The sequence below is a fragment of the Saccharopolyspora halophila genome (genome assembly GCF_039531955.1).
Taxonomy (GTDB): Bacteria; Actinomycetota; Actinomycetes; order Mycobacteriales; family Pseudonocardiaceae; genus Saccharopolyspora; species Saccharopolyspora halophila.
In genome coordinates, this window is record NZ_BAAARA010000001.1 from 594111 (window position 1) to 613951 (window position 19841).

The 19841-nt window shown below is 73.1% G+C and carries 3 protein-coding genes; 1 reads left to right on the top strand and 2 read right to left on the bottom strand.

From position 1 onward, the window contains the following. Positions 1-311: 311 nt before the first annotated feature. Together ABD289_RS02865 and ABD289_RS02870 are read right to left on the bottom strand one after the other, a co-directional pair. A complete protein-coding gene (locus ABD289_RS02865; protein WP_344126133.1) occupies positions 312-2168 on the bottom strand; it encodes an ABC transporter ATP-binding protein in 1857 nt (618 codons plus the stop codon). Continuing rightward, complete coding sequence (locus ABD289_RS02870) at positions 2152-3933, bottom strand: ABC transporter ATP-binding protein (RefSeq protein WP_344126135.1); 1782 nt, start codon at positions 3931-3933, stop codon at positions 2152-2154. The genes ABD289_RS02865 and ABD289_RS02870 overlap by 17 nt, the downstream gene beginning before the upstream one ends. Before the next feature lie 243 nt (positions 3934-4176). On the opposite strand from ABD289_RS02870, the gene ABD289_RS02875 reads away from it, so the two are divergent. Continuing rightward, positions 4177-19841 (top strand): type I polyketide synthase (locus ABD289_RS02875; protein ID WP_344126137.1); only part of this gene is annotated, 15665 nt, incomplete at its 3' end.

Here is a 19841-nt window from a genome sequence, read left to right on the forward strand (position 1 = left end):
TTCGTTCGCCGATCCTTTCCGATCGCCTGCCATGTTGCTGCCATGTCCCCCGCCGAGTGAAGACGACGACGCCCTCGTGAATCCCTAGTCTTCGCCGCCGAGCGGGGTCCGGCGCGCATGGGTGGCGGACACGGCGCGGGCGTGGTGGATCCGGGCCTTCGTTCGCTCGAGGTGCCGGACCTTTCCGCGCTGCACGCCTTTTCGCCGACTCGACGCGCTGCTCGGTCGTTGAACGGCGGATTCGGCGGTCTCGATCCGAAACCCGGACCGGTGCGCGGCCGGCGGCCTTCCAGCGGGCTCGCCGCACCGGGTCAGGAGGCGTAGAGCCGGGCGTAGGCGCCCTCGGCTGCGATGAGTTCGCTGTGGGTGCCGCGCTCGACCACCCGGCCCGATTCCATGACCAGGATCAGGTCGGCGTGGCGGATGGTGGACAGCCGGTGCGCGATGACGAAGCTCGTGCGCCCCGACCGCAACGAGGTCATCGCCTGCTGGATGAGCACCTCGGTGCGCGAGTCCACCGAGCTGGTCGCCTCGTCCAGCAGCAGGATCGACGGTTCCGCCAGGAACGCCCTGGCGAGCGTGATGAGCTGCCGCTCCCCGGCGCTCACGGTCGAGGAGTCGTCGTCGAGCACGGTGTCGTAGCCGTCCGGCAGGGAGCGGACGAACCGGTCGACGCACATCGCGCGGGCTGCCTCCACCACGTCCCGCTGCGTCGCACCGGGACGGCCGTAGGCGATGTTCTCCGCGATGGTGCCCGCGAACAGCCAGGGCTCCTGGGATACCAGGCCGACGCGCGAGCGGAGGTCCTCGCGGGTCATCTCGGTGATGTCGATGCCGTCCAAGAGGATCCGGCCCGCGTCGACCTCGTAGAACCGCAGCAGCAGGTTGCCCAGCGTCGACTTGCCGGCCCCTGTGGGGCCGACGATCGCGATGAGCTGGCCCGGTTCGGCCGTCAGCGAGAGGTCCTCGATCAGCGGGGCGTCCGGCTCGTAGCGGAACGACACCCGCTGGAAGTCCACCCGCCCGCGCACTCGCGCCGGGCGCACGGGTCGCGCGGGCGCCGGCCGCTGTTCGGGTTCGTCCAGCACTTCGAAAATCCGCTTCGCGGAGGCAGTTCCGGACTGGAGCTGGGCGGAGAAGTTGGCCATGTCGATGATCGGCTGGGTGAACATGCCGGAGTACTGCATGAACGACTGCACGCTGCCGATCGACATGGTGCCGGTCGCCACCTTCAGCGCGCCGACCACGGCGACCAGCACGTAGTTCAGATCGGTCACGAACCGGGTGACCGGGCTGATCAGTCCGGAGAGCGTCTGAGCCCGGGTCGTCGCCCGGTACAGGGTCTCGTTGTGCTCGTCGAAGGTGCGCTCGGCGACCGCCCGCCTGCCGTAGGTCCGCACCACCGCGTGCCCGGTGTACATCTCCTCCACGTAGCCGTTCAGCGAGCCGGTGCTCTTCCACTGCTCGGCGAACCGCGGCCGCGCCCGCCTGCTGATCGAGAGCGCACCCGCCGCGGCGACCAGCACGCTCACCAGCACCAGGCCCGCGAGCATCGGCGAGAGCATCAGCATCACCGCCATGACGCCGCACACCGCGAACAGCGAGTTGACCATGTGGCCGAGGGTTTGCTGGAGCGTGCGCTGGAGGTTGTCCACGTCGTTGGTGACCCGGCTGAGGATCTCGCCGCGCGAGCTGCGGTCGAAGTAGCCCAGCGGCAACCGGGTCAGCTTCTCGGCGACCCGCTCCCGGAGGCGGTACATGGTGTGCTGCGCGATGTACGCGACGAGACGGCCCTGCACCAGCATGCACAGCCCGCCTGCGAGGTAGAGCAGCAGGGTGAACAGCAGCAGCTGGCCCAGCGCCTGGAAGTTCACGCCCTGGCCGGGAACGACGTCGGCGGTGCTGAGCACGTTCGCCAGCGTGTGGTCGCCCTCGGCGCGGAGGTCGGCGATCACCTCCTGCTTCGAGGCCCCCGGGGGCAGCCCTCGGCTGACCACGCCCGCGAAAGCCATGTCGGTCGCGTTGCCGATCAGCTTGGGCCCGGCGAGGTTGAAGGCCGTCGCCCCGGTGCCCAGCAGGACCACCAGCGCCATCCGCAGCCGGTACGGGCGCAGCAGCTCGAGCAGCCGCCGGACCGTGCCCGGCCGCCGCTCAGCCGCGTTGGCCATGGAGAACTCCTCGGGGATTCCGGCGGGCGTGCTGCGAGGGTTCCTGCGGAATCGCCTGGGAGTGCGCGATCTCCTGGTAGGTCCTGTTGTAGTACATCAGCTGCGCGTGCGTGCCTGCGCCTGCGACGCGGCCCTGGTCGAGGACCACGATGCGGTCGGCGTGCCGCACGGCGCTGATCCGCTGCGCCACGATGATCAGGGTGGCGTACGGGATCTCCCTGGCGAGCGCTGCCCGCAGGCGCGCCTCGGTGTTGCGGTCGAGAGCCGAGAAGCTGTCGTCGAGCAGGTAGATCTCCGGGCGCAGCAGCAGGGTTCGGGCGATCGCGAGGCGTTGCCGCTGCCCGCCGGAGAGGTTCGAGCCGCCCTGGGCCACCGGCGCGTCCAGCCGCTCGGGGAGCCGTTCGACGAACTCCCGCGCCTGGGCGATGTCCAGGGCGTGCCACAGCTCGGCGTTGCCGGCCTCGGGAGCGCCGTAGCGGAGGTTCGTCGCGATGGTGCCACTGAACATGTACGGGTTCTGCGGCACGCAGCCGACGACGCGGTGCAGCGCATCGGGATCGAACTCGCGGACGTCGATGTCGTTGACGTGCACGCTGCCGCCGGTCGTGTCGTAGAGGCGCAGCGCGAGGTTGAGCAAGGTCGTCTTGCCGCTGCCGGTGCTGCCGACGATCGCCACGGTCTGGCCCGCGCCCGCGACGATGTCGATGTCGCGCAGCACCGGTTTCGCCGCACCGGGGTAGCCGAACTCGGCCGCCCGCATCCGCAGGTGCCCGCGGCGCCGCCACCTGCGGGCCGGGTGCGGGGACGTGGGCACGCTCGTCTCGGTGTCCAGCACCTCCTGGACGCGCCGGGCCGAGACGGTCGCGCGCGGCAGGTCGGAGAAGACGACGGTGACCATGATGATCGCGACGATGATGAGCGTCACGTAGCCCAGCAGGGCCGACAGCGAGCCGAGCTGGGCCTGGCCGGAGTCGATGCGGCGGGTGGCGAACCAGATGATCGGCAGCGTCGCGGTGTTCATGACCAGCATGACCACCACCGGAATGGTCGCCATCATCCGGCCGACCCGGATCGAGAGGCCGAAGAGCTGCGCGTTCGCCTCGCCGAACCGGGACTGCTCGTGCCGGTCGCGGACGAACGCGCGGATGACCCGGATGCCGGTGATCTGCTCGCGCAGCAGGCGGTTGATGTTCTCGATGGCCTGCTGCATCCGCCGGTAGGTCGGGCTGAGCCGGACCAGGATCGCCGCCATCCCGGCCGACAGCGCGATGACCAGCCCCACGATGATCAGCGACAGCGAGACGTCCTGCAGCAGCGCCATCACCACGCCGCCGACGCAGGTGATGATCGCGGTGACGGCCACGTTGAACGTGGTGGTGACCAGCGCCTGCACGTGCTGCACGTCGTTGATGGTGCGGGTGATCAGCGACGGCGCGCCGAATCGGCCGACCTCGCGCGCGGAGACGCTCATGACGCGGCGGAACACCAGCGAGCGCAGATCGCGGCCGACCGATGCGGACACCCTGGCGCTGACGGCCGTCGCGCCGCCCGCGGCGAGGATCTGCAGCACCGCCACGACGACCATCGCGGCGCCGATGCCCCGGATGTAGTCGATGTCGCCCCGCACGACGCCTCGATCCACGATGACCGCGTAGAAGGTGGGCTGCAGCAACGTGGCCATCGTCTGAACCACCTGCAGCACGAGGAGCAGCAGGAGAACCCGTCGGTACGGCCGGAGATGGGTGTTCAAGAACGCGATGAGCAAACAGCACACTCCGGGGGCGGTCAGCGGTCCGTGCACCAGTCGACCGCACCGCAATCTCGGCGATCCCTAGATTTCGCGCGATCCGCCCGCTGCCGTTGCAGGACTCGCGCCGCACGGCGGCCGTCTCGCCCGCGCCGCTCCGCGAACTCGGCTCAGACTCTAGGGGTTTCTGAGCCGGTGTTGCAGAAGACTTCCCGCCGGGTCGTTCCTCCTGCGTGATCACGTCCAGGCCGGTTGGCCGCTGTGACGGACGTCGTCGAGATGGGTTTGGTGGAGATGGACAACGAGCAGAAGCTCCGGGATTACCTGCGGCGGGCCAGCGCGGACCTCCAACGGACCCGGCGGCGCTTGCGGGACGTGGAGGCCGCGGCGCAGGAGCCCATCGCCGTCGTCGGCATCGGCTGCCACTTCCCAGGCGGCGTGACCGGCCCCGAGGAACTGTGGGAGATGGTCGCCTCCGGTGAGCACGGAATCGCCGAGTTCCCGGACGATCGCGGCTGGGACCCGGAGATGCTGGCGATGTCGTCCACCGACCGAGGTGGATTCCTGCGGGGCGCAGGCGACTTCGACGCCGACTTCTTCGGCATCTCGCCCCGCGAGGCGCTGGGGATGAACCCGCAGCAGCGCGTGGCGCTGGAGGTGTCCTGGGAGGCGCTCGAACGCGCCGGGATCGACCCGCACTCCACCAAGGGCACCGAGACCGGTGTCTTCATCGGCGCGATGAACCAGGACTACCAGGTCGCGCCCGGTGAGGCCGAGGGAACGGCGCTGCTCGGCAGCTCGCAGAGCGTCATCTCCGGGCGGATCTCCTACGCGCTGGGCCTGGTGGGTCCCGCCGTCACGCTGGACACCGCCTGCTCCTCCTCGCTGGTGGCCATGCACATGGCCACGCAGGCGCTGCGCAACGGGGAGTGCTCGCTGGCGCTCGCGGGCGGTGTCACCGTGATGGCGAACCCGGCGACCTTCATCGAGTTCAGCCGCCAGGGCGGCCTGTCGCCGGACGGTCGCTGCCGCTCGTTCTCCGACGACGCGAACGGGACGGGCTGGGCCGAGGGCGCCGGTGTGCTGGCCCTGGAGCGGTTGTCCGACGCGCAGCGCAACGGGCACGAGGTGCTGGCGGTGCTGCGCGGTTCGGCGGTCAACCAGGACGGCGCGTCCAACGGCTTGACCGCGCCGAACGGTCCGTCGCAGCAGCGGGTCATCCAGCAGGCGCTGGTCAACGCCCGGCTGACCGGCGATCAGATCGACGCCGTGGACGCGCACGGCACCGGCACCACGCTGGGCGATCCCGTCGAGGCGCAGGCGCTGCTGACCACCTACGGGCGCAATCACGACGAGAACCGGCCGCTGCTGCTCGGCTCGGTCAAGTCGAACATCAGCCACGCGCAGGCCGCCGCCGGTGCCGCCGGCGTGATCAAGATGATCATGGCGATGCGGCACGGCGTGCTGCCGAGGACGCTGCTGGCCGACGAGCCGTCCGCGCACGTCGACTGGTCGGCGGGTGCGGTGCGGCTGCTCACCGAGCACACGCCGTGGCCGGAGACCGGCGAACCGCGCCGGGCCGCGGTGTCCTCCTTCGGGCTCAGCGGCACGAACGCGCACACCATCATCGAGCAGGCCCCCGCCGCCGAACCGGTGGTCGAGGAGGACCCCGTTCCGGTCGGCGTGGTGCCGGTGGTGGTCTCCGGTCGCAGTCGCGCTGCGCTGCAGGCGCAGGCCGAGCGGCTGTCCACCGCGGAGGGAAGCCCGCTCGACCTCGGGTACTCGCTGGCCACCACCCGGTCCAGCTTCGAGCAGCGCGCCGTCGTGCTCGCCGAGGACGGCTCCGCGATGCGCGCCGCGCTCGACGAGCTCGCGCGCGCCGAACCGGGGCCGCGGGTCGTGCAGGGCGTCGCGCAGGGACGCGGCAAGCTCGCGCACCTGTTCACCGGGCAGGGCGCGCAGCGCCTGGGCATGGGCCGCGAGCTGCACGAGCGGTTCCCCGTCTTCGCCGAGGCGCTGGACGCCGCGCTCGAACACCTCGACCCGGCGCTGCGCGAGGTGATGTGGGGCGCGGACGCAGAGGCGCTGGAGCAGACCGAGTTCGCCCAACCCGCGCTGTTCGCCGTCGAGGTGGCGTTGTACCGGCTCGTGGAGTCGTGGGGCCTCAAGCCCGACTTCGTCGCCGGGCACTCGATCGGCGAGATCGCCGCCGCGCACGTCGCGGGCGTCCTCTCGCTGCCGGACGCCGCGAAGCTCGTCACCGCGCGGGGCAGGCTCATCCAGGCGCTGCCGCCGGGTGGCGCGATGCTGTCGGTCACCGCGACCGAAGCCGAAGTGCTGCCGCAGCTCACCGACCAGGTCTCGATCGCGGCGATCAACGGTCCGAACGCGGTCGTCGTGTCGGGCGCCGAGGACGCCGTGGCCGCCCTCGAGAGCTCCTTCGCCGCCGAGGGGCGCAAGACCAAGCGGTTGAGCGTCTCGCACGCCTTCCACTCACCGCTGATGGAGCCGGTTCTCGAGGACTTCCGCGCGGTGGTCGCGGCACTGTCGCTGGCAGCCCCGCAGATCCCGCTGGTGTCGACGGTGACCGGCGAGCAGGTGCGGCTGGAGCGGGTCACCTCCGCCGACTACTGGGTCGAGCACGTCCGCCGGACGGTTCGCTTCGCCGACAGCGCGCGGTGGATGCACGAGCACGGCGTCACCACGTTCCTCGAACTGGGCCCGGACGGCGTGCTCTCGGCCATGACGCAGGAGTGCGTGGACGCGATCGCGCTGCCCGCCACGCGTTCCGGCCGTCCCGAGGTCGAGGCGATCACCACCGCGCTGGCGCACGCGCACGTTCGCGGCGCGAACGTGAACTGGGCGGAGTACTTCGCCAGCACGGGTGCCCGTCGCGTCGACCTGCCCACCTACGCCTTTCAGCGAAAGCGGTTCTGGCCCAAGGGCGGCGGGTTCGGCCTCAACGACCCGCGCGCCGCCGGGCTCGGCACCGCGCACCACCCGCTGCTGTCCGCCGCGGTGTCGCTCGCCGATTCCGACGGCGTGCTGTTCACCGGGCGGCTGGCGCGGCAGTCGCACCCGTGGCTGGTGGACCACGCGATCAACGGCGCGGTGCTGCTGCCGGGAACCGCCTTCGTCGAGCTCGCGATCCGCGCGGGCGACGAGGTCGGGTGCGACCGCGTCGAGGAACTCACGCTGACCGCACCGCTGGTGCTGCCCGAGCGCGGCGGCGTGCAGGTGCAGCTGTGGATCGGCAAGCCGGACGAAGCCGGGCAGCGCGCGGTCACGATCTACTCGCGGCCGGAATCCGAGGACGAGCTGCCGTGGACGCAGCACGCGAGCGGCACGCTCGCGGCGGGCGAGGCGATCACCTCGTACGACGCCGCGTGGCCGCCCGCCGGTGCCGAGGCCGTGGACGTCGAGGGTTGCTACGAGCGCTTCGCGGAGCAGGGCTTCGAGTACGGCCCGGCGTTCCGGGGGCTGCGCGCCGCGTGGCGCGGCACCGACGACGCGGTCTACGCCGAGGTCGAGCTGCCGGAGGACGTCGAGCCGGCCGGGTTCGGCCTGCACCCGGCCCTGCTGGACTCCGCGCTGCACGCCGCGCTGCTGGCCGGGCTGGGCGAGCCGGGTGTGCCGTTCTCCTGGGAAGGCGTGTCGCTGCACGCCACCGGCGCCTCCGCGCTGCGCGTGCGGCTGACGCGCGGCAGCGGCGGTGCCTTGACCATCGCCGCCGCCGACGGCGCGGGCGAGCCGGTGGCCTCGGTGGAATCGCTGGTCGTGCGGGCCGCGGGTACCGGTGCGGACGCCGCGACCACTCGGTCCGGTGTGGACCGGGACTCGCTGTTCCGCATCGACTGGGCTCCGGTCGGGGTCGCCGCGGAAGCCGCCGACTTCCAGGTGCTCGGCGAGGACGTGCTCGGCCTGGGCGGCGTGGCGGGGTCCGACGTCCTCGTCGTGCCGGTGCCGGGCGCCGACCCGGATGACGTGGTCGCCTCGGTGCACGAGCGGGCCGAGTGGGCGCTGGAACTGCTCCAGGACCACCGGGCCGAGAAGATGGTGTTCGTCACGCGCGCCGGCGACCTCGCGGCGTCCGCGGTGCGGGGCCTGGTGCGCTCCGCGCAGTCCGAGCACCCCTACCGCTTCGGCCTGGTGGAGATCGACTCCGCCGAGGCCTCGCGCGCGGTGCTGCCGCAGGTGCTCACTTCCGAGGAACCGCAGTTGGTGCTGCGCGACGGCGAGGCCTGCGCCCCGCGGCTGGCCCGCGCCGAGGTGCCGGACTCCGCCGCCGCGTGGCGGGGCAAGGTCCTGATCACCGGCGGCACCGGTGGCCTGGGCGCGCTCCTCGCGCGGCACCTGGTCACCGAGCACGGCGTTCGCGACCTGCTGCTGGTGAGCCGTCGAGGGCACGCGGGCGAGCTGGTCGGCGAGCTGACCGAGCTGGGCGCCCGGGTGGAGGTCGCGGCCTGCGACGTCGCCGATCGGGCCGCGCTCGCGGAGCTGCTCGCGCAGCACGAGGTGGGCGCCGTGGTGCACGCCGCCGGTGTGCTCGACGACGGCGTGATCGACGCGCTCACCCCGGAGCGGCTGCACGGCGTGCTGCGGGCGAAGGTCGACGCCGCGTGGAACCTGCACGAGCTGACCGGAGACCTCTCCGCGTTCGTCCTGTTCTCCTCGGCCGCAGGCGTTTTCGGCAACGCGGGACAGGGCAACTACGCCTCCGGCAACGTCTTCCTCGATGCGCTGGCCGAGCACCGGCTCGCCGAGGGCCTGCCCGCGGTCTCGCTGGCCTGGGGCGCGTGGGCGCAGGAGGGCATGCTCTCCCCGGCCGAGTCCGAACGCATGACCCGCGTGGGCATGCCGCCGCTGCCGGTGGCCGAGGGCCTGCGGCTCTTCGACGCCGCGATCACCGGTGACCAGCCGGTCTTGGTCCCGGCCAAGCTGGATCTGGCCACGATGCGCACGCGCGGCGAGGTTCCCGCGCTGCTGCGCGGGCTCGTGCGCACCCGGACGCGTCGAACCGCCGCCGGGTCGCAGACCGCGGACACGCTCATCCAGCGCCTGACCGGTCTGGCCGAGGAGGACCGCCAGGCCGCCGTGCTGGACCTGGTGCGCGGCCGGATCGCGGCGGTGCTCGGCCACGCGGGCGGCGACGAGATCGACCCGGCTCGCCAGTTCCAGGACCTGGGGTTCGATTCGCTGACCGCGGTGGAGCTGCGCAACCAGCTCGGCGCGGTCACCGGGCTGCGGCTGCCCGCGACGATGGTGTTCGACTACCCGACGCCGGCCGCGCTCACCGCGCACCTGGTCGACGAGCTCGTCGGCGAGGTGGCCGCGGCCCCGAGCACGGCCGGGACGCGCGCGGCCGACGCGGACGACCCGATCGTCATCGTCGGCATGGGTTGCCGCTATCCGGGTGATGTCGGTTCGCCGGACGAGTTCTGGCGGTTGATCGACGAGGGCGGTGACGCGGTCTCCGGGTTGCCCACCGACCGCGGCTGGGACCTGGAGAGGCTGTACCACCCCGACCCGGACAACGCCGGGACCTCCTACTCCCGCTTCGGCGGGTTCCTGCACGACGCGGGCGAGTTCGACGCCGGGTTCTTCGGCATGTCCCCGCGCGAGGCGCTGGCGACCGACGCGCAGCAGCGCCTGCTGCTGGAGGTCGCCTGGGAGACCATCGAGCACGCTGGCATCGACCCGAACTCGTTGCGCGGCAGCCCGACCGGTGTGTTCGCCGGTGTCATGTACAGCGACTACGGCGCGGGCGGGGGCGGCTCCGAGGGCTTCCAGGGCAGCGGCACCTCGCCGAGCGTGGTCTCCGGACGCGTGTCCTACGCGCTGGGCCTGGAAGGTCCCGCGGTCACGGTCGACACCGCGTGCTCGTCGTCGCTGGTCGCGATGCACTGGGCGATGCAGGCGCTGCGAGCCGGTGAGTGCTCGCTCGCGCTCGCGGGCGGCGTCACGGTGATGTCCACGCCCACCGCGCTCATCGAGTTCTCCCGGCAGCGAGGGCTGTCCCCGGACGGACGCTGCAAGGCCTTCTCGGACTCCGCCGACGGCGTCGGCTGGGCCGAGGGCGTCGGCGTCGTCGCGCTGGAGCGGTTGTCCGACGCGCGCCGCAACGGCCACCGGGTGCTCTCGGTGGTGCGGGGTTCCGCGGTCAACCAGGACGGCGCGTCCAACGGCCTGATGGCGCCGAACGGCCCGGCGCAGCAGCGCGTGATCCGCTCCGCGCTCGCCAGCGCGAACCTGGAACCGTCCGATGTGGACGCCGTGGAGGCGCACGGGACCGGTACCGCGCTCGGCGACCCGATCGAGGCGCAGGCGCTGCTGGCGACCTACGGCCAGGACCGCGAGGACGCGCTGCTGCTCGGCTCGGTGAAGTCGAACATGGGCCACACGCAGGCCGCCGCCGGTATCGCCGGGGTCATCAAGATGGTGCAGGCGATGCGGCACGGCGTGCTGCCGAAGACGCTGCACGTCGACGACCCGTCCTCGCGGGTGGACTGGTCCGAGGGCGACGTCGAGATCCTCACCGAGCGCACCGGTTGGCCGCGGCGGGAACGGCCCTGGCGCGCCGGTGTCTCGTCCTTCGGCATCAGCGGGACCAACGCGCACGTCATCGTCGAGCAGCCGGCCGAGGAGCCCGCTTCCTCCGGCGCGACCGACGCGGGCGCGGTGCCCGTCCTGTTGTCCGGGCGGACGCGCCCCGCCGTTCGCGCCCAGGCGGCGCGGCTGCGCGCCCACCTGGACGCGGACGCGAGCACGAGCGTCACCGATCTCGCGCACTCGCTGGCGACCTCGCGCACGGCGTTCGAGCGACGGGCCGCGATCGTCGCCGAAGACCGCGACGCGCTGAAACGGGCGCTCGACGCGCTGGCCACCGACCGCGCCGACCCCGCGGTGGTGACGGGTGAGGCCGACGCGAGCCGGGTGGCGTTCCTGTTCGCCGGTCAGGGTTCGCAGCGGATCGGCATGGGACGCGGGTTGCACGCCCGGTACCCGGTCTTCGCCGAGGCGCTCGACGAGGTGCTGACGCATCTCGACCCGGGACTGCGCGAGCTGATGTGGGGCGAGGACCAGGAGCGGCTGAACGAGACCGGCAACGCGCAGCTCGCGCTGTTCGCGGTCGAGGTGGCGCTGTTCCGGCTGGTGCGCTCGTGGAACGTCAAACCGCAGGCGTTGGCCGGGCACTCGGTCGGTGAGATCGCCGCCGCGCACGTGGCGGGCGTGCTGTCGCTGGCGGACGCCTGCCGGTTGGTCTCGGCGCGCGCCTCGCTGATGCAGGCGCTGCCCGCCGGTGGCGCCATGGTCTCGGTGCGGGCGGGCGAGGACGAGGTCGCGGCGCAGCTGACCGACGGCGTGTCGATCGCGGCGGTGAACGGCCCCGAGTCGGTCGTGCTGGCCGGTGCCGAGGAGGAGGTCCTCGCGCTCGCCGAGCGGTGGAAGTCCCGGCGCCTGGAGGTCTCGCACGCCTTCCACTCGCACCTGATGGACCCGATGCTCGACGACTTCCGGGCCGCGATCGAGGGACTGTCGTTCCGGGCGCCGGAGATCCCGGTGATGGCCTCGGGCGATGTCACCTCGCCGGAGCACTGGGTGCGGCACGTCCGCGACGCGGTGCGGTTCGGCGACGACGTGGCGGCGCTGCGCGAGTCCGGCGTCGCCACGTTCGTGGAGATCGGCCCGGGCGGATCCCTCTCGGCCCTGGTGGATGAGAGCGTTCCGCTGCTGCGCGACGACCGCGACGAAGCCGACGCGGTGGCCGCCGCGCTCGCGCGGCTGCACGTGCGCGGGGTGCGGGTGGACTGGCCCGCGTACTTCGCGGGCACCGGCGCGCAGCGCGTCGACCTGCCCACCTACGCCTTCCAGCACGAGCACTACTGGCCGGTCGCCGCGGCGGGCTCCACCGCCGGAGACGAGCCCGACGGGCGGACCGATCCGGCGGACACGCGGCTGTGGGCGGCGGTCGAGCGCGGTGACGCGGCCGAGCTGGCGGCGATGCTGCGGCTGGACACCGACGAGCAATCCCGGCTGGACTCGTTGATCCCGGCGCTTTCCTCCTGGCGCAAGGGAAATCAGGACAAGGCCCGGCTCGACGCCCGGCGCTACCGGGTGCTCTGGTCACCGCTGCGCGCTGCGGGAACCCCCGCGCTGGACGGCACCTGGCTGCTGATCGCTTCCGAGAGCGCCGACGACGCCCTCGTGGAACCGGTGCGCGCGGCGCTGGGCGCGGCGGGTGCGGACGTGTCGGTGGTGCGGCTCGACGAGTCGTGCCTCGACCCGGCGGTGCTGGCCGAGCGGCTGCCGGAGTGCACCGGTGCGGTCTCGCTGGTCGGTTTCGACGAGCGGCCGTGCGCGGAGCACGTTGCGCTGCCGATCGGTCTCGGTCTGACCGTGGCGCTGGCCCGGACGCTGGACGACGTCCCGCTGTGGACCATCACCCGCGGTGCGGTGAGCACCGGGCCCGCCGACGAGGTCCGGTCCCTCGAGCAGGCCGCGATCTGGGGCTTCGGACGCGTGGCGGCGCTGGAGCACCCGCAGCGCTGGGGCGGTCTGATCGACCTGCCCGAGGAGCTGGACGAGCGCGCCGCGCAGCGCCTCGCCGCGGTGCTCGCCGGGGTCGGCCGGGAACGGACCGAGGACCAGGTCGCCGTGCGCTCGACCGGCCTGCTCGGCAGGCGACTGGTGCGTCGGACCGTCGACGCGCTGCCGCCGGACGACGCGTTCTCCGCCCGCGGCACGGTCCTGATCACCGGCGGCACCGGGGCGCTCGGCGCCGAGACCGCCCGCTGGCTGGCGAAGTGCGGCGTGCGGGGCCTGGTGCTCACCAGCCGTCGCGGCATGGACGCGCCCGGAGCGGCCGAGCTGCGCGCGGAGCTGCAGGCGCTGGGCCCGCGCGTCGAGATCGCCGCCTGCGATGTCGCCGATCGCGACGCCGTCGGCGCGCTGCTCGACGGCATCCCGGACCTGACCGGTGTGGTGCACGCCGCGGGTCTCGGCCAGTCGGCGCTGCTGACGCAGACCTCGCGCGCCGAGTTCGCGGACGTGCTGTCGGCCAAGGTGCGCGGCGCGGTAAACCTGCACGAACTGCTCGGCGATCGCGAGCTCGACCTGTTCGTGCTCTTCGGGTCCATCGCCGGCGTGTGGGGCAGCGGTGGGCAGAGCGCCTACGCCGCGGGCAACGCGCTGCTGGATGCCCTGGCCGAGCAGCGCCGGGCCAGTGGGCTGGTCGCGACCTCGGTGGCCTGGGGACCGTGGGCCGAGGCCGGCATGGCCACGCACGAGGCGATCGCGGACGAACTCTCGCGTCGCGGCCTGACTCCGCTGCCCTCGGAACTGGCCATCACCGAGCTGAACCGGGCGGTGGCGCAGGGCGACACGAACGTCGTGGTCGCCGACGTCGATTGGGCGGACTTCCACCCGGTCTTCACCTCCGCGCGCCCGAGCGCGCTGCTTGCCGATCTGCCGGAGGTGCGCGCGCTGGCCGAGACCGCCGCGGGCGCCACCGAGGACTCGGACTTCGCGCGGCGGCTGCACGACCTGTCGGAGGCGGACCGGGCGCGCCGGGTTCTCGAGCTGGTGCGCGCCGAGGCCGCCGCGGTCCTCGGGCACAGCTCCGCCGAGGAGGTGGGCGAGCAGCGGGCGTTCCGCGACATCGGATTCGACTCGCTGACCGCCGTGGAGCTGCGCAAGCGGCTCGCCACGGCCACCGGCCTGTCGCTGCCCGCCACGCTGGTCTTCGACCACCCGACGCCGAAGGTGCTCGCCGAGCACCTGCTGGGCGAACTGCTCGGCGCCGCCGAGGACGACCTCGCGCGGCGCCCGCAGCTCGACGGTTCCGCCGACGAACCGATCGCGATCGTCGGCATGAGCTGCCGGTTCCCCGGCGGCGCCACGACGCCCGAGGAGTTCTGGGAGCTGATCGCGGGCGGCACCGACGCGATCACGGAGTTCCCCGGCGATCGCGGCTTCGACGTGGCCGCGCTGCACGACCCCGACCCCGACCGCCCCGGCACCGCCTACACCACCGCCGGTGGCTACCTGGACGAGGCCGCCGAGTTCGACCCGGCGTTCTTCGGGATCTCGCCGCGCGAGGCGCTCGGCATGGACCCGCAGCAGCGGTTGCTGCTGGAGACCACCTGGGAGGTCATCGAACGGGCCGGCATCGACCCGCACGCGCTGCGCGGCACCAGCACCGGCGCCTTCATCGGATCCAGCTACATCGAGTACGGCGGCGGTGACGGCGGCTCCGAGGGCTACCAGGTCACCGGCAGCAGCCCGAGCGTGCTGTCCGGGCGCGTGGCCTACACGTTCGGCCTCGAAGGACCCGCGGTCACCGTGGACACCGCGTGCTCCTCGTCGCTGGTGGCGCTGCACCTGGCGTGCCAGTCGCTGCGCAGCGGGGAGAGCACCTGCGCCGTCGCCGGTGGCGCCACGGTGATGCCGAACCCGAAGCCGCTCATCGCGTTCAGCCGCCAGCGCGCGCTCGCCGAGGACGGTCGCTGCAAGCCGTTCGCCGACTCCGCCGACGGCATGATCCTCTCCGAGGGCATCGGGATGCTGATGCTCGAACGGCTCTCCGACGCCGAGCGCAACGGGCACCAGGTGCTCGCCGTGGTGCGCGGTTCGGCGGTCAACCAGGACGGCGCCTCCAACGGCCTGTCCGCGCCGAACGGTCCCGCGCAGCGGCGGGTCATCATGCAGGCGCTCGCCAACGCGGACCTACAGCCGTCCGAAGTGGACGCTCTCGACGCGCACGGCACCGGTACCGCGCTCGGCGACCCGATCGAGGCGCAGGCGCTGCTGGCCACCTACGGCCGGGAGCGCGACGCGGACCGCCCGCTGCTGGTGGGATCGGTGAAGTCCAACATCGGGCACACCCAGTCCGCCGCGGGCGTGGCCAGCGTGATCAAGATGGTGATGACGCTGCGGCACGGCGCGTTGCCGGAGACGCTGCACTGCGACACGCCGTCCACGCACGTGGACTGGAGCTCCGGCGCGCTCTCCCTGCTGGACGAGCCGCAGGACTGGCCGGAGACCGGACGGGCCCGCCGGTGCGCGGTGTCGTCGTTCGGCATCAGCGGCACCAACGCGCACGTCATCCTGGAAGGAGCCGCGAGCGAGCAGCCGCGCTCCGGTGGTGCGCCGCAGCCGGGTCCCGTCCCGTGGCCGATCTCGGCCAGGTCGGAGCAGGCCCTCGACGCCCAGATCGAGCGGGTGCGGGAGGTGCCGGCCGACCCGGCCGACATCGGTTACTCGCTGACGCTGCGCTCGCTGCTGGAGCACCGCGCGGTGCTGCTGGACGGCGTCGAAATCGCGCGCGGCGTGGCCGATCTGGAGCCCGGCGTCACCTTCGTCTTCCCCGGGCAGGGGGCGCAGTGGGTCGGCATGGGCGCCCAGCTGCTGGACGAGTCGCCGGTGTTCGCCGAGCGCATCCACGAGTGCGCCGCCGCGCTGGCGCCGTTCGTCGACTTCTCGCTCGTCGACGTGCTTCGCGGCGCGCAACCGCTGGATCGGGTGGACGTCGTGCAGCCGGCCACCTGGGCGGTCATGGTGTCGCTGGCCCAGGTCTGGCGCGCCCACGGCATCGAGCCGGGCGCCGTGATCGGGCACTCCCAGGGCGAGATCGCCGCCGCCTGCGTGTCCGGTGCGCTTTCGCTGGAAGACGCGGCCAGGGTGGTCGCGCTGCGCAGCAGGGCGATCGCCGGAACGCTGGCCGGGCGCGGGAGCATCGCCTCCGTCGCGCTGCCCGCCGAGGAGGTCGAACCGCGCCTCGCCGAGTGGGACGGCCGCCTCTCGCTGGCCGCCGCGAACGGTCCGCGCTCGGTGGCCGTCTCCGGTGACCTGGAGGCGCTGGACGTGCTGTGCGGGGCGCTGGCCGAGGAGGGCGTGCGGGTGCGCCGCATCGAGGTGGACTACGCCTCGCACTCCGAGCAGGTCGAAGACCTGCACGACCAGCTGCTGCGCGAGCTGGCCCCGATCCGGCCGCAGCGCCCCGAGGTGCCGTTCTGGTCCACCGTCACCGGCGAGCGGATCGACGGTGCCGACACCGACGCGGAGTACTGGTACCGCAACCTCCGCCGCACGGTGCGCTTCGCCGAGACCGTCGACGCCCTGCTCGCCGCGGGGCAGCAGGCCTTCGTCGAGGTCAGCGCGCACCCGGTGCTCACGCCTGGCGTGCAGGACGCGATCGACGACGCGCAAATCCGCGCGGTCGCCTGCGGCACGCTGCGGCGCGACGACGGTGGCGCGGATCGGGTGCTCACCTCGCTCGCGGAGGTGTTCGTCCGCGGCGTTCCGGTGGACTGGACCGAGCGGTTCCCCGAAGCCAGGCGCGTGGATCTGCCGACCTACGCCTTCCAGCGGGACCGGTTCTGGATCGAGCCCGCGGCGGCGCCCGTCGAGGCCGACCCGGCCGACGCCGCCTTCTGGAGCGCCGTCGAGCAGTCCGACCTCGCCGCGCTCAGCTCCAGCCTGCACGTCGACGAGGAGTCGCTGGCCGCCGTGCTGCCCGCGCTGAACTCCTGGCGCGAGCGGCACCGCGAGAAGTCCACGACGGACTCGTGGCGCTACCGCGTCACTTGGAAGCCGTTGCGCGGGCTGTCCGAGCGCAGGCTCACCGGCACCTGGTTGCTGGTCACCGCCGACGGCATCGCCGACGACGACGTGGCCGCGGCGCTCGCCGACCGCGGCGCCGACGTGCGCCGCGTCGTCCTGGACGAGACCTGCGCGGACCGCGCGGTGCTCGCCCAGCACCTCGACGGCACCGACGCGACCGGCGTGGTCTCGGTGCTGCCGTCGGCCGAACAGGTCACCGAGGTCAGCGCCGAGCTGCCGATCGGCCTGGTGCTCACCGTCGCGCTCGTCCAGGCGCTCGGCGACGCGGGAATCGACGCTCCGCTGTGGAACATCACGCGCGACGCCGTGTCCACCGGCCGCTCCGACGACGTGCAGCACCCGGAGCAGGCGCTGGCGCTCGGCCTCGGCTGGTCGGCCGCGCTGGAGCACCCGCAGCGCTGGGGCGGCTCGATCGACCTGCCCGCGCGGCTGGACCAGCGCGGCGCTCGCCGCTTCGCCGCTGTGCTGGCGCAGCCCGGAGACGAGGACCAGTTCGCCGTGCGCGCCAACGGTGCGCTCGCACGACGGGTCGTGCACGCCCCGGCCCGAGGCGACCGGCCCGCCGAGTGGACGCCGCGCGGCACCACGGTCATCACCGGTGGCACGGGCACGCTCGGGCCGCACGTCGCCCGCTGGTTGGCGCACCAGGGCGCCGAGCACCTGGTGCTCACCAGCCGCAGCGGGCCGGACGCGCCCGGAACCGCCGAGCTCGTCCGCGAGCTCGCCGAGATCGGTACCCCGGCCACGGTCGTGGCCTGCGACATCACCGACCGCGACGCGGTCGCCGAACTGCTGGACGGGTTGCGCGCCGATGGTCACGAGATCCGCGGGCTGGTGCACGCGGCCGCGGTCATCGGGCTGCACTCGATCGACGAGGCCACCGTCGACGGTCTCGCGGAGGTGCTGCGCGCCAAGGTCCGCGGTGCGCGGAACCTGGACGCGCTGCTGGAGGAGGATCTCGACGCGTTCGTGATGTTCTCCTCGGTCTCGGGCATGTGGGGCAGCGGCGACCACGCCGCCTACGTGGCGGGCAACGCCTACCTCAACTCGCTGGCGGCGCACCGGCGCGCTCGCGGCCTGCGGGCCACCGCGATCTCCTGGGGCATCTGGTCCGACGACCTCGGACTGGGCCGCGTCGATCCCGACCAGATCCGCCGCAGCGGACTGGAATTCATGGACGCGCGCTTGGCCCTGAGCTCGCTGCAGCGGGCGATCGAGGACGACGAGACCGAGCTCGCCATCGCCAACGTCGCCTGGGATCGCTACCACCCGGTGTTCACCGCGGCGCGGCCGACGACGCTGTTCGACGAGATCCCCGCCGTGCGCGGGCTGGCCGCTGCGGCCGAGCAGACCGCGGCCTCCGACGGCGGTGCGATGGCGCGGCTGCGCGCGCTACCTGCCGTCGAGCGCAAGCAGGCCGTGCTGGAACTGGTGCGCACCGAGGCCGCCAAGGTGCTCGGCCACGCGAGCCCGGACGCGCTGCCGGAGGACCGGGCGTTCCGCGAGGTCGGCTTCGACTCGATCACGGCGGTGGACCTGCGCAACCGCCTCGCGGCCGCGACCGGGCTGCGGCTGGCGACGACCATGGTGTTCGACCACCCGAGCGCGCTGGCGCTGACCGACTTCCTGCTCTCCGAGATCGGTGGCGCGGACGCGGAAACCCGCCGCGACGCACCGGCGGTCGCGGCGGTCCGGGAGGACGAGCCGATCGCGATCGTCGGCATGGCCTGCCGCTACCCCGGCGGGGTGAGCTCGCCGGAAGACCTTTGGCGGCTGGTCGCCGACGGCGTCGACGCCATCTCCGGCTTCCCGACCGATCGCGGGTGGGACGCCGACCTGCTGCACCACTCGGACCCGGACCGGCCCGGCAGCACCTACTCGGTGCAGGGCGGATTCCTGCACGACGCGGCCGATTTCGATCCTGCGTTCTTCGGCATCAGCCCGCGCGAGGCGCTGTCGATGGACCCGCAGCAGCGGTTGCTCCTGGAGACCTCCTGGGAGGCGATCGAGCGGGCGGGCATCGACCCGCGCGCGTTGCGCCGCAGCCTCACCGGTGCGTTCATCGGCGCGAGCTACCAGGACTACTCGGCCAGTCGCGGCGACTCGGCCCCGGACGAGGGCCACATGATCACCGGAGCGCTCTCCAGCGTCCTGTCCGGGCGCCTCAGCTACCTGTTCGGGCTGGAAGGGCCCGCGGTAACCCTGGACACGGCGTGCTCCTCGTCGCTGATGGCCATGCACCTCGCGTGCCAGTCGCTGCGCGGCGGGGAGAGCTCGCTCGCGCTCGCGGGCGGGGTCAGCATCATGTCGACGCCCGGTGCGTTCGTCGGGTTCAGCCGGCAGCGGGCGCTCGCCGAAGACGGGCGCTGCAAGGCCTACTCCGACGCGGCGGACGGCATGACGCTCGCCGAGGGCGTCGGTCTCGTCCTGCTGGAGCGGCTTTCCGACGCGCAGCGCAACGGTCGCAACATCCTCGCGGTGGTGCGCGGCAGCGCGGTCAACCAGGACGGCGAGTCGAACGGGCTCACCGCGCCGAACGGACTCGCGCAGCAGCGGGTCATCCGGCAGGCGCTGGCGAACTCGCGGCTGGAGGCGTCCGGTGTGGACGCCGTCGAGGGCCACGGGACCGGGACGGCGCTGGGCGACCCGATCGAGGCGGACGCGCTGCTGGCCACCTACGGCCAGGACCGGCGACGTCCGCTGCTGCTCGGCTCCGTCAAGTCCAACATCGGGCACACCCAGATGGCCTCCGGCGTCGCCAGCGTGATCAAGATGGTGCTGGCGCTGCAGCGGGGCGTGCTGCCCCGGACCCTGCACGTCGATCAGCCGTCCACGAAGGTGGAGTGGATTCCCGGCGCGATCGACCTCCTGGCGGAGGAGACCGCGTGGCCCGAGGTGGACCGGCCGCGCCGGGCGGGCGTGTCCTCGTTCGGGCTCAGCGGGACGAACGCGCACGCGATCCTGGAACAGGCTCCGCCGGTCGAGCAGCCCGCGGACGAGCCGATCGCCGGAACCGTTCCGGCACTGGTCTCCGCCCGCACCGACGCGGCGCTGCGCCAGCAGGCCGCGCGGCTGCTGGAACTGCTGAGCGAGGGCCCGGAGCTGCACCCGACCGATCTCGCGGGCACGCTCGCAGCCGCGCGCTCGACGTTCGAGCACCGCGCAGCCGTGATCGCCGGCGACCGCGACGAGCTCGTGCGCGGCTTGACCGCGCTGCGCGACGACCGGCCCGACGCCGCTCTCGTGCGCGGCACCGCGACGCGCGGCCGCACGGCGTTCCTGTTCTCGGGTCAGGGTTCGCAGCG